The organism is Arthrobacter silvisoli, from assembly GCF_003369445.1.
GTDB lineage: Bacteria > Actinomycetota > Actinomycetes > Actinomycetales > Micrococcaceae > Arthrobacter > Arthrobacter silvisoli.
This window is the reverse complement of the sequence record NZ_QRCU01000037.1, coordinates 201555-222268: the sequence shown is the minus strand read 5'-3', so window position 1 is coordinate 222268 and position 20714 is coordinate 201555. Positions and strand designations below refer to the sequence as shown.

General features: G+C 65.0%; 16 protein-coding genes and 2 tRNA genes. 13 read left to right on the top strand and 5 right to left on the bottom strand.

Going from position 1 to position 20714, the window contains the following annotated elements:
• Positions 1 to 100: 100 nt before the first annotated feature.
• The 5 genes from DWV11_RS10560 to DWV11_RS10540 all read left to right on the top strand — a co-directional run bounded on the left by DWV11_RS10560 (position 101) and on the right by DWV11_RS10540 (position 4433).
• Complete coding sequence (locus DWV11_RS10560) at positions 101 to 475, top strand: DUF1304 family protein (RefSeq protein WP_115788845.1); 375 nt, start codon at positions 101 to 103, stop codon at positions 473 to 475.
• 42 nt (positions 476 to 517) lie between these two features.
• A complete protein-coding gene (locus DWV11_RS10555) occupies positions 518 to 1294 on the top strand; it encodes an MBL fold metallo-hydrolase (RefSeq protein ID WP_115788821.1) in 777 nt (258 codons plus the stop codon).
• A gap of 10 nt (positions 1295 to 1304) precedes the next feature.
• Positions 1305 to 2081, top strand: a complete 777-nt coding sequence (locus DWV11_RS10550; RefSeq protein WP_115788820.1) for a fumarylacetoacetate hydrolase family protein — start codon at positions 1305 to 1307, stop codon at positions 2079 to 2081.
• A gap of 68 nt (positions 2082 to 2149) precedes the next feature.
• Positions 2150 to 3664 carry a glutamate--tRNA ligase gene (gene gltX / locus DWV11_RS10545; RefSeq protein ID WP_115788819.1) on the top strand — a complete coding sequence of 505 codons (1515 nt, stop codon included), beginning with the start codon at positions 2150 to 2152 and terminating at the stop codon, positions 3662 to 3664.
• Positions 3665 to 3671: 7 nt separating this feature from the next.
• Positions 3672 to 4433, top strand: a complete 762-nt coding sequence (locus DWV11_RS10540; protein ID WP_115788818.1) for an HAD family hydrolase — start codon at positions 3672 to 3674, stop codon at positions 4431 to 4433.
• Between the two features lie 75 nt (positions 4434 to 4508).
• Here the strand turns inward: DWV11_RS10540 and DWV11_RS10535 are convergent, their stop codons facing one another.
• Entirely contained in the window at positions 4509 to 5969 is a 1461-nt protein-coding gene (locus DWV11_RS10535; protein ID WP_245953546.1) for a hypothetical protein, read from the bottom strand.
• Between the two features lie 314 nt (positions 5970 to 6283).
• Between DWV11_RS10535 and DWV11_RS10530 the strand changes: the two genes are divergently transcribed.
• The 5 genes from DWV11_RS10530 (at position 6284) to DWV11_RS10510 (ending at position 12925) form a co-directional block, all read left to right on the top strand.
• A tRNA-Gln gene (locus tag DWV11_RS10530) sits at positions 6284 to 6355 on the top strand.
• Between the two features lie 128 nt (positions 6356 to 6483).
• Positions 6484 to 6559, top strand: a tRNA-Glu gene (locus tag DWV11_RS10525).
• Positions 6560 to 6862: 303 nt separating this feature from the next.
• The gene (locus DWV11_RS10520) at positions 6863 to 7459 is read left to right on the top strand and encodes a hypothetical protein (protein WP_115788817.1); all 597 of its coding nucleotides are present in this window, start codon (positions 6863 to 6865) and stop codon (positions 7457 to 7459) included.
• 1 nt (position 7460) lies between these two features.
• On the top strand, positions 7461 to 11879 hold the full coding sequence (locus tag DWV11_RS10515; protein ID WP_168404667.1) for a glycosyltransferase family protein: 4419 nt from the start codon (positions 7461 to 7463) through the stop codon (positions 11877 to 11879).
• A 20-nt stretch (positions 11880 to 11899) separates the two neighbouring features.
• Positions 11900 to 12925 carry a hypothetical protein gene (locus DWV11_RS10510; protein ID WP_136017898.1) on the top strand — a complete coding sequence of 342 codons (1026 nt, stop codon included), beginning with the start codon at positions 11900 to 11902 and terminating at the stop codon, positions 12923 to 12925.
• A 62-nt stretch (positions 12926 to 12987) separates the two neighbouring features.
• Here DWV11_RS10510 and DWV11_RS10505 read toward each other — a convergent pair whose 3' ends face one another.
• The 4 genes from DWV11_RS10505 to DWV11_RS10490 all read right to left on the bottom strand — a co-directional run bounded on the left by DWV11_RS10505 (position 12988) and on the right by DWV11_RS10490 (position 17586).
• The gene (locus DWV11_RS10505; RefSeq protein WP_115788814.1) at positions 12988 to 14973 is read right to left on the bottom strand and encodes a DUF6270 domain-containing protein; all 1986 of its coding nucleotides are present in this window, start codon (positions 14971 to 14973) and stop codon (positions 12988 to 12990) included.
• A complete protein-coding gene (locus DWV11_RS10500; protein ID WP_168404665.1) occupies positions 14970 to 15971 on the bottom strand; it encodes an FkbM family methyltransferase in 1002 nt (333 codons plus the stop codon). The genes DWV11_RS10505 and DWV11_RS10500 overlap by 4 nt, the downstream gene beginning before the upstream one ends.
• A gap of 194 nt (positions 15972 to 16165) precedes the next feature.
• The gene (locus DWV11_RS10495; RefSeq protein WP_115788812.1) at positions 16166 to 16717 is read right to left on the bottom strand and encodes a DUF1697 domain-containing protein; all 552 of its coding nucleotides are present in this window, start codon (positions 16715 to 16717) and stop codon (positions 16166 to 16168) included.
• Positions 16718 to 16866: 149 nt separating this feature from the next.
• Positions 16867 to 17586 carry an IclR family transcriptional regulator gene (locus DWV11_RS10490; RefSeq protein WP_115788811.1) on the bottom strand — a complete coding sequence of 240 codons (720 nt, stop codon included), beginning with the start codon at positions 17584 to 17586 and terminating at the stop codon, positions 16867 to 16869.
• A 112-nt stretch (positions 17587 to 17698) separates the two neighbouring features.
• On the opposite strand from DWV11_RS10490, the gene leuC reads away from it, so the two are divergent.
• The 3 genes from leuC (at position 17699) to DWV11_RS10475 (ending at position 20644) form a co-directional block, all read left to right on the top strand.
• Positions 17699 to 19144, top strand: a complete 1446-nt coding sequence (gene leuC, locus DWV11_RS10485) for a 3-isopropylmalate dehydratase large subunit (protein ID WP_115788810.1) — start codon at positions 17699 to 17701, stop codon at positions 19142 to 19144.
• A 9-nt stretch (positions 19145 to 19153) separates the two neighbouring features.
• Complete coding sequence (gene leuD, locus DWV11_RS10480) at positions 19154 to 19753, top strand: 3-isopropylmalate dehydratase small subunit (RefSeq protein ID WP_115788809.1); 600 nt, start codon at positions 19154 to 19156, stop codon at positions 19751 to 19753.
• A 147-nt stretch (positions 19754 to 19900) separates the two neighbouring features.
• Positions 19901 to 20644: a DUF6270 domain-containing protein gene (locus tag DWV11_RS10475; RefSeq protein ID WP_115788808.1), complete on the top strand. Its 744-nt coding sequence runs from the start codon at positions 19901 to 19903 to the stop codon at positions 20642 to 20644.
• Positions 20645 to 20714: the final 70 nt, after the last annotated feature.

Sequence of the window (20714 nt, the reverse complement as noted above, 5' to 3'; positions counted from 1 at the left end):
GCGGCCTGCCCACCCAGTGGGCAGGCCGCCGTCGCGGGTTAAGCGTGCTTTTCCGGACCGCCCCCTGTCCGGGCGCCACAGGCACGGGCACAATGTGACCATGACAGGGGCAATCCAGATACTGGGCGTGGTTTTCGGCGCCGTGCTGATCGTTGTCGGCGTCCTCGAATCGTTTTTCTTCCGGGACCAGCGTTTCCATTCAATCTTCCTGATCGAACCCAAGGACACGGCTGCCGTGCGGTTGTGGACGGTGAACCTGGGCTTCTACAACATGGTGTGGGGAGCCGGGGCGATCACCGGTGCGCTGCTCCTGGGCGGCGCCAACCATCAGGCCGGCCACGCCGTGCTCCTGTTCGCATGCGTGGCACATGTCATCCTGGGCATCGTGCTGGTGGTTTCGGAACGGCGCCTGTGGGTCAGCGGTATCGGCCAAAGCCTGCTGCCGCTCGTCGTTGCGGTCCTGCTCCTGCTGTGACTGCCGGAGCGGGCCGCCGGACGCGGATGCCAAGATAGGACCATGACCCCGGATCCCCAGTTCCTGCAAAGCAGCCGCCTGACCCGTTCCCGGCTGGCGCCCAATCCAGGGCCGATGAGCCTGGACGGCACCAACTCCTATGTGATCTCTGCGCCCGGCGCGGAAGGAACCGTGGTGGTGGACCCCGGCCCCCTGGACGAGGAACACCTGGCCGCCCTGGCCGGTGCCGGGAAGGTGGAACTGGTGCTCATCACGCACCGTCACCCGGACCACACGGAGGCCGCGGCACGGTTCCACGAGTTGACCGGTGCGCCGGTCCGCGCGGCCGACCCGCGTCACTGCCACGGCGGCGAACCGCTGCGCGGCGGCGAAACCCTGCACGCCGGGTCGGTCGAGATCCGGGTCCTGGCCACCCCCGGCCACACCTCCGATTCACTGTGCTTCCACCTTCCCGGCGACGGCCCGCACGGGTCCGTGCTGAGCGGGGACACGATCCTCGGCCGGGGGACCACCGTGCTGGATTACCCGGATGGCCGCTTGGCGGACTACCTCGGCAGCCTGGACCTGCTCGAAGCCCTCGGCCCGGCCACGCTGTTGCCCGCCCACGGCCCGGTGCTGACCGCCACGGACGCCATCTGCCGTGAATACCGCGCCCACCGGCTCATGCGACTGGACCAGATCCGCGGCGCCCTGGCAGAGCTCGGGCCGGACGCCGGCGTCGCGGCCGTCACCGACGCCGTCTATCCCGACGTCGATCCTTCCGTGCGCCGCGCCGCCGAGAACTCGGTGGCGGCGCAGCTGGACTACCTGCGACGGTAGGCTTGGGGGCATGCGTATCGCCCGGTTTGTTGTTGATTCTGATCCCATGTACGGCGTCGTGGAGGGGGAGCCCGGCAGTGAAACCGTCACTGTCATCCACGGCGATCCCTTCTTCAACGGCGTCGAGCGCACCTCCGTGAAGCACAAGCTGGAGGATGTTCGGCTGCTGGCCCCCATCATTCCCCGCAGCAAGGTGATCGGCGTCGGCCGCAACTACGCGGAGCACGCGGCCGAACTCGGCAACGAGGTCCCCGCCCAGCCGCTGCTGTTCCTCAAGCCGAACACCGCCGTCGTGGGCCCCGGCGATCCCGTCGTGCTGCCCGAGTTCTCCGAGGAGGTCTCCTTCGAGGCCGAACTCTGCGTGGTCATCGGCCGCATCTGCAAGGACGTGCCGGAAGAGCGCGTCGACGACGTGATCTTCGGCTACACCTGCGGCAACGACCTTACCGCCCGCGATGTCCAGAAGACCGAGCTGCAGTGGGCCCGTGCCAAGGGTTTCGACACCTCCGCGCCGCTCGGCCCCTGGATCGAAACCGAGCTTGACCCCGATGACCTCGACGTCAAGGGCTGGCTCAACGGCGACCTCCGCCAGGACGGCAACACCAGGGACATGATCCGCAGCGCGCGCGAGCTCGTTTCGATCGTTTCGCAGGCCTTCACCCTGCTTCCCGGTGACGTCATCATGACCGGTACGCCGGCCGGCGTCGGACTGGTCAGCGAAGGCGACCGCTACGAGATCGAAATCGAAGGCATCGGACGCCTGTCCAACCCCGTCGTCCGCCGCTGAATGTGAGGCGCGCGACGCCCGGATTCCGTCCGGGCGCCGCGCGTGCAGGCGGTAAAGTTGGAAGCACTATGACTACTGCTCCCGCGTCGAACTCTGCCGCCATTCCTGCCGTCACCGCCGAAACCCCGGTCCGCGTCCGCTTCTGCCCGTCGCCCACCGGAACCCCGCACGTCGGCCTGATCCGCACCGCCCTCTTCAACTGGGCCTATGCGCGGCACACCAAGGGCACCCTGGTCTTCCGCATCGAAGACACGGACGCCGCCCGCGACAGCGAGGAAAGCTACCACCAGCTGCTGGAAGCCCTGAAGTGGCTCGGCATCAACTGGGACGAGGGCGTCGAGGTCGGCGGCCCGCACGAGCCGTACCGGCAGTCCCAGCGCAGCGGGATCTACCAGGACGTCATCGCCAGGCTGAAGGCCGGCGGCCACATTTACGAGTCCTACTCCACTCCGGAGGAAATCGAGGCCCGCCATCGCGCCGCAGGCCGCGATCCCAAGCTCGGCTACGACGGTTTCGACCGCCACATGACCGAAGAGCAGCTCGCCCAGTACAAGGCCGAAGGCCGCGAGCCCGTGCTGCGCCTGCGCATGCCGGACGAAGACCTCACTTTCACCGACCTGGTGCGCGGCGACATCACCTTCAAGGCCGGGTCCGTGCCGGACTTCGCGGTGGTCCGCGCCAACGGTGCCCCCCTGTACACCCTGGTCAACCCGGTGGACGACGCCCTCATGGGCATCACCCACGTGCTCCGCGGCGAAGACCTGCTGAGCTCCACTCCGCGCCAGATCGCGCTCTACCGTGCCCTCTACGCCATCGGCGTCGCCGAGTACATGCCGGAGTTCGGCCACCTGCCCTACGTCATGGGCCAGGGCAACAAGAAGCTCTCCAAGCGTGATCCCGAGTCCAGCCTCTTCCTGCACCGCGAACGCGGCTTCATCCGCGAGGGCCTCCTGAACTACCTCTCCCTGCTGGGCTGGTCGCTGTCCGCCGATGAGGACATCTTCACGGTGGAGCAGCTCGTGGAGCACTTCGACATCCACGACGTCCTGGGCAACCCGGCCCGCTTCGACCTGAAGAAGGCCGAAGCCATCAACGGAACCCACGTGCGCATGCTTGCGGCCGAAGACTTCCGTGAGCGGCTGGTGCCGTACCTGCGCGACGCCGGACTGGTGGGGGAGATCCTCACTGACCGCCAGGAAGAGATCCTCATCGAGGCCGCACCGCTGGTCCAGGAACGCATCACCCTGCTGGGCGAGGCCCCGGAAATGCTCGCCTTCCTGTTCAAGTCCGACGACGCCGTCGACGTCGCGGACGACGCCCGCAAGGGGCTGCCGGAAAACCTCGGCGAGGTCCTCGACGCGGCCCTGGCAGCGCTGGAGCCGATCGAGGACTGGAACGCCGAGAACATCCAGACCGCGCTGAAGCAGGCCCTGGTCGAAGATCTCGGCATCAAGCCGCGCCTTGCCTTCGGACCCGTCCGCACCGGTATCTCCGGCCGCCGGGTGTCCCCGCCTCTGTTCGAATCCATGGTCATCCTGGGCAAGGAATCCTCCCTTGCCCGGCTGCGCGCCTTCCGCGGCTAGGAGCGGAATGGGCGGCACAGCGGCACAATCAGCGGCTACGGGCGCCGTCGGCGCAGGTCCTTTCGCCTTGGCTTCCTTCGGCACTGTCCGGGGCGTCCTCTTCGACATCGACGACACCCTCGTTGACCTCGAATACTCCATGACCACCGCGCTGCGCGATGTCAGCGAACACCTCCTGCCCGGCCTCGACGCGGCCGGGTGGGAGAAGTTCGGGCGGATCTTCACCCACGAGACCACGCACTTCTACGACCGCTATCTCGCCGGCGAGCTCACTTTCAATGAGCAGCGGCTGCTCCGCGGGCGGGCGGCGCTGGGGCACTTCGGCGTCGAACTCGAAGAAGGAGACCAGTCGCACGCCTGGCTCAGCGAGTATGCCCGGTTGCAGCCAAGCTACGTGCGCGCTTTCGACGACGTCGCTCCCGTCCTGGATGCGCTCGACGACGCCGGGATTCCGTACGGAGCCGTGAGCAACAACGTGCATGACTACCAGCGGGTGAAGCTGGACAGCGCGGGACTGTCCCGGATCTCCGTGTTGGTGGGAACCGACACCGTCGGCGTTCCGAAGCCGGACCCCGCCATCTACCTCGAAGGGGTCCGCCGCCTGGGCACCCGCCCGGAAGAGACCCTGTACGTGGGGGACAACCGCCTGCTCGACGCCGACGGCGCCACCGCCGCGGGCCTGCGCGGAATCTGGCTCAACCGGGTCGGGGAGACCGTGGAGGGTTTTGCCGGCAGGGAGATCGATTCATTGTCGCGGCTGCTGGGCTGATTGCTGCGAAAGAGGGCCGCCCTTCCGGGGGCGGCTTTCTTGTGCGTCAGGAGTCCGCTCAGGGCGTGGTCCTGCTCAGAGGGTACTCCGGCGCCGCCGCAGGACCACGAACGCGCCGATGGACCCGGCACCCAGGGTGCCGACAACTCCGAGCGCCGTGGCCGTGCGTGAACCGTCCGCCATGGACGACGGCGACACAGCCGCCGCACCGCGGTGCAGCTCTGAGGTTCCCGCGGCGATCCTGCCGTTGCCGTCCGCGAGTTTCGCGGCGCCGTCCGAGAGCTGTTCCGACCCCGACGCCAGCCGGGTGCTGCCCTCCGACAGCTTCGCCGCGCCGGCGGCCAGCGCACTGGAACCGCCAAGGAGGCCGGGACTGGCCGGGTCCTGGGGATCTCCGGTGATACCGGAAAGCAGGGCCTGGCTTCCTTCTGCCAACCGGGCGGTTCCGTCCGTCATGCCGGCAGTCGCCTTCAGCAAACCCGGACGCTCCGGATTCCCGGGTACCCCGTCCATGCCGGTCCTGATCTTTGACGTCCCCTCGGCCAGCTGCCTCGTTCCCAAGACCAGCCCGGGAGCTGCAGGGTCCTCGCTGTTGAGCTTGCCTGCCAAGGTGGAGAAGCCGGCGGTGAGTTTCCGGGAACCGGCTGCCAGCTCGCCGCTGCCGCCGGCGAGCTGCGTGGTGCCGGCGTGCAGCTGCGCTGCCCCTGATTCCAGGCTCGCGGCGCCCGCCTGCAAGCGGGCAGCCCCGCTGTCCAGGCGCTGGGCTCCGGCATTCAGGGCATTGATCTGTTCCTTCAGCAGGCCAAGGGGCACCATGCCCTGTGCGCCGTTCGCGGCGTCGGCGAGTTTTTGGAGGCCTTGGGCCAGGGCCGCCGTGCCGCTGCCTTGGGCGGGATCGTTGTTGGCGCCCGGGTAGCCCCTGAGCTGGACGGTACCCGCGGCGAGCCGGGTCGCCCCGTCATCAAGCAGGCGCGCGCCGTCGTCCAGCCGCGCCGCTCCCTCCTCGAGCCGGGAGGCACCGTTGCTCAGCCGGGTGGCGCCGTCGGCGAGGTTGTTCTCGGCGCTTCCCGTACTGCTGGGGGTAAGGGCGCTGGAGAGTTGGCGCGCGGCCGCGGCAAGCCGCTGTGCGCCGTCGTCCACTTTGTAGACACCGGGGGCCAGCTTTGCCCGCACATCGTCCTGGATCTTGAGGGCCCCGCTTGCCAGCTTCCCGGCGCCTTCATTCAGTTTGGCAGCTCCGGGCGCCAGCTTGTTTTCGACGCCGGAGCGGATTGTCGATGCGCCTGCCGCGAGCTTGCCGGCGCCAGCTTCGGCCTCGCCGGCACCGTGGGCCAGCCTTGCGGCGCCGTCCTTGAGCTGGACCGCGCCTGCGGAGGCCTGGCCGGCGCCGGCGTTGAGCCGTTCGGCGCCGGCGGTGATTTTGCCGGTGACCATCGCGTAGAAGGCCGCGAAAGCAATGAGGAGCAGGACAAGGATGCAGATGACGGTGTTCCGGCCACGGCTTCGTGGCAAGGTCTGGCTGAGGTTACGAGTCAAAGGCTTTCCTTTCGACGTCTCCATGCCTGCGACGTTGCAGGCAAAGACCCCCATGTGGCATGGTCGGCATCCGGACCCCGTCCGCAAGGTGGGCTTCGGATGCTGGTTACCGAGCGGTAACTTACCGAGAGTAAACTTAAGCAGGCCGCCGGATCAAGGGGTTCCGCGTGGTGCGCTATCGGACCCCTGGATGCTGCAGATCACCGGCCGCCAGCCGATTTGTGCGTGCCGGGAGTCTCGGGTAAAGTAATTACTCGTGCTGAGGGGCACGGAGCGGAAGGTTGAAGCCTTCGGGTCCGGCCTGAAAGCGACAATGGGATATGGTGTAATTGGCAACACTACGGTTTCTGGTACCGTCATTCTAGGTTCGAGTCCTGGTATCCCAGCTCTGAATAAGCCGAGGTAAAACGAGGCCGATTCGGAAGTTTCAAGCGGTTCGCCGATTTGGAACGAAGCTGAATGTATGAAACAATAGTTCAGCTTGATTGCGGGAAACGCAATCAGAAAAGTACTTGGCCCCATCGTATAGCGGCCTAGTACGCCGCCCTCTCACGGCGGTAACGCGGGTTCGAATCCCGCTGGGGTCACCATGAAACGGCTCCGGGCAATTGCCCGGGGTCGTTTTTCAATTCCGGCGAATATCGGGATTGGATTCCTTTCGCACCAGCCATTCTTAGGTATTGATGTGCCCCGCCGGTTCGTGGCCTCTACTACGTCCGGCAGGCGGATAAAAGTCAAGTAATCCGGTCCTGGCGCAGAGAGTTCAAGAACGGCTCGGTCTGTCACGGTTTTGAACGGTGTGCACCGGGATCTTGTAACATACACAGCGTGCTCGAACGCGAAAGGCCGACGGTGCACTGGTCGGGAAATCTACTGGGGAGAATCGCGTAAGCATGGTTAAAGACAAAGAACTCGACCCCGGCATCGGCAGCGTTGAACGGTTGCTTGCCACGAGGGGGCGGTCATCCACCCCGCCGCCGCCGAATGACGCCAAGATCAGGCTCGCCGACATGCTCCGGATCGGATACCACTCGGCGTCTCCGAACCACCCCAGGCTCAAAGTCGCCACGATCGTTCACGATGAACTGTACGACGAGCTGGAAAAGTCTTACTCCGTCATGCCGCTCCTGCCTTCGACTTTGGTCAATTCCGTCGATGCCGGGCAGCCGCGGATGATCGTGATCCACCGCTCCGCGTTCCAGGACGGGCCATGGTTCGGCACTGAAGACGCCACGGGCGGAGCTGCGGTCGACACAATCCGCAGGCTCCTGCCGTGGAGCCGGAAGCGCCAGGTACCGGTCCTGTTCATTGAAAACGGAACTCCCGACGGTTATTTCACAAACATGCTCCGGGAAATCGCCACGGAAATCTTCCCTTCCGAGCACTCCCGGAGCAGCGTGCCGGAAGGAGCTCCCCGGCGCGCAATATTCCAGATAGCGCTTCGGTCTGCCAAGGCGCCGTATGCACCGACGAACGAAGGCGGAATCTGACATGAAGGTGCTCTTTTGCTCGGCGTATACGCCGGAGTCAGTGGAAGCCGGCCGCAGTCATTTCGCGGCAGTTGGAAAGTTCCTGGGAACGCTCGGGGTCGCCGGGTACTCCATGGTCGCAGCATCGGCGGAGTTGGAGGAACTCCTGGACTCGCCGCCCGCCGGGACATTCGTCCATTCCGGGACCGAAACCGGAACGGATGCCGAGTTCATCCGCGCGTACGCTTCGGTGGTACACGACCGATTCGAACAAGACGGCTTCGACCTCGTCCTTGCCGACGGCCTGCTTCTTAACCAGGAACTTGCGCGGCGGGGGTTCCCCGCTGCGCGCCTCTGGTCCTTCCTTCCGGCCGCCGACGTAGCTTCCCGCAGCAACGCTGCCCGGGGCGGACTCGAAGACCTGCAAGCCGTTGTGCAGTATTCCGCGTTCACCCTCGTGGAAGATGCGGGCCAGCGGCACGTGCTCCGGCAGGCTGTCCCGGCAGCCAATCACCGGGTCCATCTCATTGACGACTGCGACGCCCGGAGGATGCACGCCTTGAAACGGGCGCAGCGCCGGGTCCTGCTGTACAGGCGGCCCGGGGTTCAGGACATGGTGGACTGGGCCAGCCGCACCTACCGGATGGCACGTTCTGTGGCCTCCGAGGACGTCCACGTGATCCTCCTGTGCCACGACGGAGAATCCATTTTTGGTTCCGTGGAGCAGGACAGCCCCCACATCACCGTGCTGCAGCCTGCTACGGCCGGGCACCAGGTTGAGAACGAGCGGTTACTGCCGCGGTTCGCGGCCTGGCATGTTGCCGTGGCCTCATCCGATCTCGATTGCTGCGCGGTCCTCACCGACGATCTGGAAACGGTGGTCTCCGGGTTCACCAATAGCGTCCTGCGGCGTAAATTGTGGCCACTGATTGACTTTGAAAGCCTGGATGAATTCAACGGGTCAAGGCAGCTTTTCCAACAGTTTGCGGAGACTGCGTCGCGCCTTGTCTTTGTGAGGGACGACGCCAGGGCTGTCCTTGAGTCGAGGATCCCGGCGGCGACGTCCAAGGGAGTATTGCTTCCGTCGCTTGCCGTCGGCATGGACGCAACGTCTTCATCTGCAGCAAACGCCGGATCGGACGCCGGACTTTTCCGTGACTACCTCGACAGGGCTGTCGCGGATTATGCGGCTGTTCCGTTCCTCCCTGCCAAGCGGCGCATCCTCGTGGCCGGCCACGATTTCAAGTTTGCCGGCGAGCTTATTGACGTGCTGTCGCAAAGGCAGGATGTGGAACTGCGGGCAGACCATTGGGTAGCCCAGAACCAGCAGGATGAAACGCAGAGCCGGACCCTCCTGGACTGGGCCGACGTCATCTTCTGTGAGTTCGCGTCCCATAACGCCGTGTGGTACTCGTGGGAGAAACAGCCGGGGCAAACCCTGGTGGTGAGGTTCCACGGATATGAACTGTTTTCCCCGTGGATCCAGGAAATCAACATTGCGAATGTCGACCGGATCATTTTTGTCTCCGAGTTTTACCGGAACAAAGTCGTCGAGGAACTGGGCTGGCCCCGCGAGAAGACCTCCGTCATCCCGAACGTGGTCGACGTCCTGGACTTGAACCGTCCCAAGAAAGACGGGGCGCGCTTCCACATCGGGATCGCAGGAATTGTTCCGATCCTGAAGCGGCCCGATCGCGCCCTGGACATCCTGGAGGGGCTGCTCGCCGCGGATCCCCGGTACACGGTCCACATCCGTGGCCGCGCGCCTTGGGACTACGGATGGATGTGGCAGGACGAAGTCATCCGTGAGGCTTACGAGGCTTTCTATGAGCGGATCGCCCTGAATCCCGGGTTGCGGCGCAGGATCGCCTTCGATGAGTTCGGTCCCGACATGGGCCGCTGGTTCCAGAACATCGGGTGGATGCTGTCGCCCAGTTTCCGCGAAACATTCCACCTGGCTCCCGTCGAGGGCATGGCTTCCGGCGCGGTACCCGTGGTCTGGGACCGGGAGGGTGCGCGGGAGATCTTCGGCGACGAATGGGTCCACGAGGACACGGCGGCTGCGGTTGACTACATCAAGCGGATCAACGAAAGCCCCGAGGACTACGCCGAGGCTTCGAACGCCGCGGTTGCACATGCTCGGCAGTTCGACCTGGTGAAGAACGGACAGGATTGGCTGCGGCTCCTTCTGACTCTTGAAGGAACCCACTCGGCCACCCCCGGCGAGAACATCTCCGCCGAGGCTTCCGAGCAGCGTTTCCTGGCGAAACCGAACAGCGTCTCCTTGGCGCGGCTGTTTGCTGTGCTGGAGCGCGACGGCGAACTGGACAGGATCCGTCAGCTGGCTGTCGAGCACCCCGAGCTCGTGGACCGCCCCTCGCAGCGTTACCTTTTCGACCGGCGCTGGAAGGAAGGAATCGAGGCGCTGAAGGACGAGTTGCCGAAGATACCCGAACGCAGCAAGGGTGCCGCCTATCTTGTCAGGCCCGAGAGTGTCCTGTTTGTGGTCGACGAAACCCGCAGCGCGGCGGCGGGCAACTCCTGGCCCACTGCCGTAGCGGACGACGTCGAGTCCGGCTCCTTGCACCTGGTGAGTGTCGCCTCCGCGGCAATCAATCCCGCCTTCGACGCCGAGGACGCAGGACGCACAGAGATCGAACTGGGCGGCGTCGCGGCGGTCCGCATACCCCTGAGAAACTCCGCCGGACTGCGGTTGCCGAAATTCGTCCTTGCAGCAACTGACGCGATCGTGCGGGAGGCGCGCGCCTTCCGGCCGGCTGCCATCGCCGCGCAAGGGGACTTCTGGGTGGCGCTGCCGGCGCTGCTGGCAGCGCGTCGCCTTGGTGTTCCCTTCCTGAGCGAAGACCTGTGCGACGTCCCCGAAGGCCGCCGTGACGAGGAGCTGTCGGCACGCTGTGCTGCACAAGCCGACGCGACTTTCGCGTCTGCCTCCAGCCCGCTGACGTGTATCACGCAAGCGCAACAGAGCTACTCAACGGCCCTTTCACCCGCAATTCAGCGCGATTTGGCGTCGATGAGGGTCGGTGTCATTGCCGACCAGTTCACCAGCGCCACGATCGCCCACTCCTTTGAGACCGTGCCGCTGTCCAGGACCGAAGGCTTTGTCCAGGTGGCCTCGCTTGACCTTGACGCAATCTTTGTCGAGTCGGCGTGGGAAGGCCCCGACTACCAGTGGCGCCGCGGGGTTGCCTACTACCCGGATGAGATCGTCGACCTTGAACGGATCATCAAGGTGGCCCGTGCGCGGAACATTCCGGTGATCTTCTGGAACAAGGAGGACCCGGTACATTTCCGTGCGTTTGAGCGCACTGCGGCCATGATGGACCACGTTTTCACTACCGATGCTGACATGGTGGGCAAGTACCTGCAGAACGAAGAATCCGTGGTGCAGACGGTCTCCTCGCTGCCGTTCTACGCCGAGCCTGCGATCCACAACCCGATGCCCACGGACAGGCCCTATCTGCATACGGTCAGCTATGCAGGCACCTATTACGGTGACCGCTTCAAGGAACGCTCAGACGAACTCCACCGGATCCTTGACGCTGCCAAGCTCCATGGCCTGACCATCTACGACCGTCAGGTCAACGTACCCAACTCGCCGTACCGGTTCCCGGCGGAATTGGCTCCGTTCGTCCGGGAAGGCGTGCCCTACCAGGAGGTCCTGAAGGTCTACAAGGCCCATCCGGTGAGCATCAATGTCAACTCGGCGAACGATTCCCCGACAATGTTCTCCCGGCGCGTGGTCGAAGTTGCCGCGAGCGGGTCCGTGGTCCTCAGCGGCCGCGGCCGTGGAATCACGGAGCAGATCCAGGGCATCGAGGCGGGCGATTCGGATGAGCGCTGGGCGGAACTGCTGGCCGGATGGATGACCGATGAGAAGCTGCGGCTGGAAGAGGCATGGAACCAGATGCGTACCATTACGCGGTCCCACCTGGCTGACCAGGCACTGACCATCGTGATGCGGACCGCCGGCATCCCCGTCGTCGCGCCGGTGCTGCCGTCCTATGCGGTGGTGGCCGCGGCGGCCGGTTCGGCCGACATCGAAGCCATGACACGTCAAACCTGGCGCCCGCGGGTAGTATTCGCGGACCATCTCGACGCCGGCGACCGCACGAAGCTGGAGCAGCACGGGATCCTTGTGGCGCCGGAGTCCGAGCTGGAAAGCATCGACGTGGACTGGCTGGCGACCTGGAACAACGTGCCGGACGATACATATTTCGAGGATCTCCTGCACGCCACCCGCTTTGGTGACTGGGACGTTTTGTCGGCACGGCCCTTTGAAGAAGGCGCAGAGCCCGGCGGTCCCATTATTGAATTGGAGCGCACTGGAACGTTTGCCGAAATCCGGCGCGTCGGTTCCGGGACGCCGGAAACGGAGCAGTCCGCCCTGACGTGGGTTGTCGTCCCTGCCAGAAGCTAGGCAAGGGAGCCTCTGAACCCTTGGAAGCCCTGCCCGTAACACGAGAGAGCGACAAATTAGTGGAAGAGCACGACGAGTTCTACGGTGTACCAGTTGTCCACCTCGGGAGCATCGACGACTTCAGGCCCACAACGGCGGATGAGGAAAGGATCTACACGCTCGCCATTGGCGACGGAATGACCTTGTCTTTCCTGGTCAATTGCCAGAAGAGCGTCCGCAACGAAATGCGGGCCGGATTCCACGCCGCAAAAGGGCCAAGTACGCCTGATGGCCGCTATTTTGCGCCGGTTGCCATTTCGAGGAATTCCCGGTCTCCGTTTGTGCTCTTTTCCGACCCGACGTTGACGCTTGCCCCCGCGAACAGGTTGTCCTGGTATCTCGGGACGCCCGCGGTTGATCCCGATGACTGGATGGAGGCGATCATCCGCAAGGTGATGGCTGCGTCCGGTGCGCGCTACCTGGTGCTGGAGGGCTCGTCCGCCGGAGGATTTGTCGCCATGCGGATGGGAGCCCGGTTCCGCAATTCAATCGCGGTGCCGCGCATTCCGCAGACCGATGTGTTCCGGTACTCCATCCGTACTCCGGTCCTGGAAACGCTGCGGGCGGCGTGGCCGGGCATGTCCTATGACGAGATCATGGCGGACTTCCCGCACCGGTTCCGCATTGCTGACCGTTACACGGATCCGCGCTGGAACAGGGGAAACCTGATTTCGTACGTCCACAATGCGGGAGACACCTGGCACACGGTGGAGCATCTTGAACCCTTCCTCGCCGAGCTTGGCGAGTCCTCCGGGGCGTTCCTTGCCTTGGACGGGCGCATCACGATTTCACGGCCGTACGTTGGGGACGGCCACATCGGCATCCCGTCCATGTGCTGGCCGGGGGATGCCGAGATTGCGTTGGCGCGGTTGAAGGCCCAGCGACCCCTCGAGGAATTGGAAGAAGGGGAAGAAGGCATGTTCGTCCCGCCTTCGGGAATGGACCGATCCGAGCTTGCCGGAAGCGCGCGGCAAGACTCAGTCGCCAAGCACTTCACGTCCTTCTAGGCAGCCGGCCTGCCGGCACGGACGAAGAGGGGAGCCAGCCGGCCGGCTGGCTCCCCTTCGGCCTAGTGGCCCGAGATCTTTGCAAGCTCGTCCAAGAGGTGAGTGGATACCCCGTCGACGAAATGGTACGGGGCGGGCCCCCACCGGTGCTTGCTGTCGGCCACGAGGAGCTGCTCCGGATAGTCGATGAAGCGGATCTCCGGGTGGACTGCGAGGTCGGCGTACAAGCGGTTGAGGACACTGTTGTGGTGCGCGATGTCGGCCTGGTTGGGAAGCTCGGTGCCGTCGTCGGTGATGGTGGCCCAGAAGACGCGGTTCACGATGATCTTGGAGGCAGGGCATGCGGCCAGCAGCCGTTCCAGGCCTGCCTTCCAACGCTCGTAGTAGTCCTCTGAGCCGACGCGCATGAGTTGCTCGGACGTGGCTGACGTCCCCGTCTTCTGCAGTTCCGTTGAATATGCGATCACCGTGTCCTGATACGGCAGCAACCGGATCCGTTCGTCGATGAGGTCGACCAGCAAATAGTCGAACTCAGAATCCCGGAGCAGGCCCTCGAGCTGTTTGTTCACGTCGGCCTTGACCATGCGCCGCTGGAACGGACTCTCGATGGAGTGGAGCTCTACATCGATCTCCTTCGGCACCTGGGCGAAGGCGCTGCCGAACGGTGAACGCGCAATGTAGTTCACCAGTTCGAAGCCGTGATCGAAGGCAAAAGCGTCCCGGGTGACGCAGCTGCCGTAGATGAAGAACCGCGAAGGGACCACCTCATGCGGCGCGGAGGCTCCAAGGGAAAACAGCTCATTGTTGAACCCGTCGCGTACGCGGACTTGTACGGTGAACCCCGGGTGTGGGCCGTCGGCCGGGAAGATGCAGTCCGTGTCGGGTGAGTACCACTTCGTGTTCGTCGCCGCGCCGTCGGCCTCCTGCTTGAAGAAGCCGAAACGCAGCCCGCCGTACCCCAACGGCACGTCACCGAGATTGACGCGGGCAAGGGGGCCGCCGTCGTCGTTCATGTCCAGGTCGAGCGACAGCTGGCCCTCGAGTTCGTCCTTCAGGTGACGCAGATCCCTCGGCTCTTGCCCGGGAAGCTGACCGGGCACGAGGCCGGACTCCTTGAAGGCCGAGACTACGTCCCTGGCGGTCCGTGCAGGATCAAGCAGGTCTTTCACGAGCGAGGTGACGCACTCCGGCGGGAGCGCCGCATGGTCGGCCCCGAAGTGGGTGATCCAGACGGCGTGGTTGACCCCGTGGTGGTACAGGCCCCTGCCCAGGTGCTTGTAGCTGCCGGCTTGGATAAACGGGGCCGTGTGGACGGGTACATGCCAGTCCGTTGCGTTCTGGATGAACACGGTGCGCCTGGGCCGAAGGCCTGCGGCGGTATCCGGAAGCAGGGAAAGCGGCACTCCGGCGTCGGCGAGCTCCCGCCGCACCTGCGACTTCCAGTCCTCGGACTGGAGCGCTGCGCTTGTGCGGTTTGGAAACGCGGTCTCCAAGTAGTGCCGTACGAACTTCTCGTTGTATTCGAGAATGTCAGTCTGGGCATTCCATACGAAGACCGAGGCGCGGTCGCCCAGTCTCTGGCCGTAGAAGAGAGCCGTGTAGCCTCCCCCGGATCCTCCCACGAGCAGGAGTTCGGCTCCTGCAGTATCGGATATGCCCTTCAGGATTTCCAGCAATGGCTCGTGCAGGTGCTGGCCTTCGCTGCCCGTGTACCAGGCCAGGCCAAGGGTCTCGTGCAGTTCAAACGAAGGGTCGGAAACTGAAATGTACGGGAAGTCGCCCGAAAGCGAGACATTCCCGCCGGAAAAGAACGGCCCGGCCTTGGCTTCGCGGTTTTGCACGGCACCCGAGAAGAACACGGGCAGGGCAGTGGAAGGACGGTCGAACGGCTGGCCGCTGATGATGAGATCCAGGCTCGGCCCGGCATCGAGCCCGATGGTGTGCACCCCGTCCTGCCAGGTGTCTTCCCCGCAAAAGGCGGCGACCGATTCCCACGTGAAATGCGGAGTTTTCCACCGCGCGTAGTTTCGCTCGAGCTTGGATGTCATTGCTTTGTCCCTCGCAGTTCGGAGATCTCGTTTTCCAGTTCCGCGATCCTCCGGGCAGATGACTCCTGGACGCTGCGCAGTTCCTCCAGGAGCGCGCGGATTTCGGTGATCTGATCGCTTTCCGCCGCACCGGCAACGGGAGCGGGCTTCCGTGGTTCGCTGTCCCGGGACTCCATCCGGCTGTTGATTTCCTGGAGGGCCTCCCGGTGGAGGCGCTCCGTATACCTGTTGGACCTCAGGAGCCGGGAATCAAAGTCCTTGTGCATGTCCCGGATGGCCTGCAGCTGCCGCCCCTGGAAGCTCACGATCGCCGCCTGCTCCGGTGTGGTTCGCGCCGGCGCAAGAATGTATGTCGGGGTGGCGTTGTAGACGCCCAGGCAGACATAGTCGATGGTTTCGAGGACGTCTTCCAGCGCCTGCAGCTCGGCCGGATCGTTCAACTCACATGAAATGAACGGACGATCCCGCTCGATAAGGGCCAGGCTTCCGCGGATAACCTCCAGGTCCATTCCTTCGACATCTATCTTGATGAGGGAGACGCGGCCGCTGATGGATTCGTTGTCAAGGGATGTCAGGGGGAGGTCGCCGTCCTCGGATTGGACGAGTGTGGTTGCGCCCAGGTTCGATTCATCGAATGTGTTGATTCGTGCCTGCCCGGGTGCACTTCCCACCGCGAACGGACGGACTTCGATATTGGCATCCGCGAAATTGATTTCCACGTTGTGCAGCAGACATTCCAAGGTTGTCTCAACCGGCTCGAAAGCAATGACGTTGCAGCGGAGAAGTTTCGCGAAGTACAGCGAATGGTTTCCGATATTTGCACCGACGTCCACCACGAGGCTTCCTGGTGAAAGAATCGGGGCCAACGCGTCAAGGAACGGACGCTCGTAAAAGTCGCCGGTGGTCCTGATGACCTTGCTGATGTGGTCTACATGCGACGGCAAGGCAAATCTGACGTCGACCTCGCCGGCGCGGACTGTCACAATATCGGACTTCATCAATCCTTCTGCCATTTCAACCAGCTCCTTTTGGACCCGGCGCTCGATTTGTCCGGCTTTCGCCGCAACGTGCTGGGCCGGACCTTCGCTTGCCCGCACAACGGGAAGCCTCCCGCAACGTCATGCAATGCTATCGCTTCCGCTCCCGGGGTCCTGCCAGATGTCCAACGGGGCGGCCCTGTCCGCGGCTTTCGTCAGAGGCCCCCGACGGCGTCCCGCACCTTGATCATCGTGCGCAGGTTCCGGGTGGTGGTCGCCGCCTTGTAGCGGGCTTTCGCGGTGATCTTACTGAAGGGGCTGTCGAGGGTGCCGCCGGCAGGAGCCAGCCAGGCGATCGCCTCGGGGCCGAGCCGCTCAAGGTCCACCCCGCCGTCGGCCGCGCTGCCAAGGGCAGATCCGGCGTCGAACAGCTCATCCAGCACCGCGGTATCCGAGGAGAGCGTGATGTAACTGTGGGTGGACCTGTCATCCGGGGGATAGGGGCACGCCGCTACCAGTTCGGCCACGCGCGCGCCGCTCAGGACAACCACCCAGGCGTCGTAGCCGAAGGAGCCGCGCAGGCACTTTTCGAACTGTTGCTTGACGTCCGGCGCCGCGAGCCCGCTCCTGAGCACCACGTTGCCGCTGGCCAGCAGGGTCTTGACGCCTTCGAAGGGAAGCCCGCTGAGGGCCGTCCTGAGATCGGCCATCTTGATGTTGATTCCACCTACGTTGACTCCCCGCAGGAATACCGCATAGCTGTCCATGCGCCCCACCCTACAACGCGTTCCCGGCGGGTTTTCGCGGCTGCACACGATCGCCGAGGCGCGCGGCGGCGACCTCATGCTCCCGGAAACCCCGGGCGGCGGAACAGCGGTCACGTCACCTTCCCCGCAGGGATCCAGACCCGGACGGCTCAGTCGTTGCCCTTGCGCAGCGCATCGGTGAGGACGCGGGCGGCGTTGCAGACTACTTCGGCGTGCAGCCGGCCCGGCTGACGGGTGAGGCGTTCGATCGGCCCGGAGATCGAGACGGCCGCGATGACCCGGCCCGACGGTCCGCGCACGGGTGCCGAAACGGAGGCGACCCCCGGCTCGCGCTCGCCGAGGCTCTGGGCCCAGCCCCGGCGTCGTACTCCTGCCAGGACGGTGGGAGTGAAGCGGGCGTTTTGCAGGCCGTCCAGCAGGCGGTCGTGGTCCTCCCAGGCGAGCAGCACCTGCGCCGCGGAACCGGCCTTCATGGACAGCTGGGTTCCCACCGGGATGGTGTCGCGCAGGCCGATCGGGCGTTCGGCGGAGGCGACGCAGACGCGCCAGTCACCCTGCCTGCGGAAGATCTGTGCGCTTTCGCCGGTGGCATCGCGCAACTGGATCAGGACGGGGCCGGCGGAAGCGATCAGCCGGTCCTCGCCGGCGGCCGAGGCGAGCTCCACCAGACGGCTGCCCAGGACGAAGCGGCCCTGGATGTCGCGGCTGACCAGGCGGTGGTGGACAAGGGCCAGGGCAAGGCGGTGCACGGTGGGACGGGCGAGGCCCGTGGCGGCCACCAGTTGCGCCAGCGTGGTAGGCCCGGCCTCAAGTGCGTCCAGCACCTGGGCCGCTTTATCAATGACACCGACTCCACTAGAATTGTCCATGTATTGATATTGCCGTCTCAATATCTGAGATGCAAGTTGTTTCAGTGGCGCACTTGGCGGCGCTCATGTTCAGTGGATGTAGACAATCCAACCGCAGTGAAGGGAGCAGGCCGTGGGGAAAACACTGGCCGAGAAAGTTTGGGATGCGCACGTGGTGCGCAAGGGTGACGGCGAAGGAGCCAACGCCCAGCCGGACCTCCTGTTCATCGACCTGCACCTCGTGCATGAAGTGACCTCCCCGCAGGCGTTCGAGGGCCTGCGCCTGGCCGGACGCCGGCTGCGCCGCCCGGACCTCACCATCGCCACCGAGGACCACAACACGCCCACCCTGGAGATCGACAAGCCGATTGCGGACCTCACCAGCCGCACCCAGATCGAGACCCTGCGCGCCAACTGCAAGGAGTTCGGTGTCCGGCTGCACTCGCTGGGCGACAAGGAACAGGGCATTGTCCACGTCGTCGGCCCGCAGCTCGGCCTGACCCAGCCGGGCATGACCGTGGTCTGCGGCGACTCGCACACCTCCACCCACGGCGCGTTCGGCGCGCTGGCCATGGGCATCGGCACCTCCGAGGTGGAGCACGTCATGGCCACCCAGACGCTCTCCCTCAAGCCGTTCAAGACCATGGCCATCAATGTCGAGGGCACCCTGCGCCCGGGCGTCAGCGCCAAGGACATCATCCTGGCCGTGATCGCGAAGATCGGCACCGGCGGCGGCCAGGGCTACGTCCTGGAATACCGCGGTTCGGCCATCCGTGCACTGTCCATGGAAGCCCGCATGACCATCTGCAACATGTCCATCGAAGCCGGGGCCCGTGCCGGCATGGTGGCTCCGGACCAGACCACCTATGACTACATGCAGGGCCGCCCGCATGCTCCGGAAGGCGCCGACTGGGATGCCGCCGTCGAATACTGGAACACCCTGCACACCGACGCCGACGCCACGTTCGACGTCGAGGTGGACCTCGACGCCGACACCCTGGAGCCGTTTGTGACCTGGGGAACCAACCCGGGCCAGGGCGTTTCGCTCAACGACGCCGTGCCCTCGCCGGAGGACTTCGGCGACGAGAACGCCAAGCTGGCCGCCGAGCGCGCCCTGCAGTACATGGGCCTGGAAGCCGGAACGCCCATGAAGGACATCCGTGTGGACACCGTTTTCCTGGGGTCCTGCACCAACTCCCGCATCGAGGACCTGCGTGCCGCAGCCGACGTGATCCGCGGCCGCGCCAAGGACCCGAACGTGCGCATGCTGGTGGTGCCGGGCTCCGCCCGTGTCCGGCTGGAAGCCGAGGCCGAGGGCCTGGACAAGGTGTTCAAGGACTTCGGTGCCGAATGGCGCTTCGCCGGCTGCTCCATGTGCCTTGGCATGAACCCGGACCAGCTGGCCCCGGGGGAGCGCTGCGCCTCCACCTCGAACCGCAACTTCGAAGGCCGCCAGGGCAAGGGCGGCCGCACCCACCTCGTCTCGCCGGTGGTGGCCGCAGCGACCGCAGTCCGCGGCACGCTCAGCTCGCCGTCTGACCTGGTATCCGTCTCCGTCGCCGCCGGCGACGCCGCCTAGGAGGACCCCTTGGAAAAGTTCACCACCCACACCGGCATCGGTGTTCCCCTGCGCCAGAGCAACGTGGACACGGACCAGATCATCCCCGCCGTCTACCTCAAGCGCATCACCCGCACCGGCTTCGAAGACGCCCTCTTCGCCGGCTGGCGCAAGGACGAGAGCTTCATCCTGAACCAGGAACCATTCAATGCAGGCTCCGTCCTGGTGGCCGGTCCCGACTTCGGCACCGGCTCGTCCCGGGAGCACGCCGTCTGGGCCCTGAAGGACTACGGCTTCAAGGCCGTCCTCTCCTCCCGCTTCGCCGACATCTTCCGCGGCAACTCGGGCAAGCAGGGACTCCTGGCCGCCCAGGTGGCCCAGGACGACATCGAGCTCATCTGGAAGGTGCTGGAAAACAACCCCGGCACCGAGGTCAAGGTGGACCTGGTCTCGAAGACGGTCGAATGCGGCAATGTCGTGGCACCGTTCGAGATCGACGACTACACCCGCTGGCGCCTGCTGGAAGGCCTGGACGACATCGGCCTGACCTTGCAGCACGAAGAGGACATCACCGCCTACGAGGCCACCCGCCCGTCCTTCAAGCCGAAGACGCTCCCCGCGCGCGGCTGACGCCTCTCCAGACCCTGAATCCGCACCTGCTGCGGTGCGAAATGAAAGAGCGCCGCCGTCGAATCAGCAATTCGGCGGCGGCGTTCGTGCCGTCCGCTGCGGCCCGCCGATTCCGGCCGGGAGGCAGCCCTCTGTTAAGGTTCTCTAATGCACAAAAACCTGATGATCTACGGCAGCTGTGTGTCCAGGGACCCGTTTGAGGAGCTCGGTTCCGACTACGCATTGCTCGGCTACGTTGCTCGTCAGTCCATGATCAGCGCACTCTCCCGGCCAACGGAACTCCTCGACGGCGAGGCATTGGCTTCCTCTTCCCAGAACCGTTCCCTCAACGGGGACCTGAAGTCGAACCTTCTGCCGACACTCAGGCGCTACGCACCGGACATCGACCTGCTGGTCATTGATTTGACCGACGAGAGGCTGGGCGTCTTCCGCCTCCCCGACGGCACGTACGTGACCCGTTCCTCCGAACTCATGCAGTCCGGCCGGCTGGCGGGGATTGCGGGAAGGTACCGTCTGATCGAGCCGGTCACCGAGGAACATTGGACCCTGTGGGAGTCCGCCGCCAACCGGCTCTTCGGCGCCCTGACGGCCATGGGGCTGCGCGGGAAGACGCTCGTCCTGGGCACCCCGTGGGCGCAGGTGACGGAGACCGGAGAGGCCGTGCCGCCCTTCAAGGACCAGCAAACCGACGCTGAGCTGAACGCCTATTTCGCCGAATGCTGTGCGCACATCAAGGGCCTCGGCTACACCGTCCAGACCCTCCCACAGGAACTCCGGGTGGCCCAGGCCGACCACAAATGGGGCCAGTCTCCGTACCATTTCGGCTCCGCCGCCAGGCAGTGGATTGCACGCCAGATGGAGGACTCGGCCTCCGGCGTCGCGGTCGCCTAGCAGCGCCGATTCGCGGGGGCGCGCCGCTCCCGGCCGGGCCCGCCCGCATTTCGGATCATTAACCCCAGCT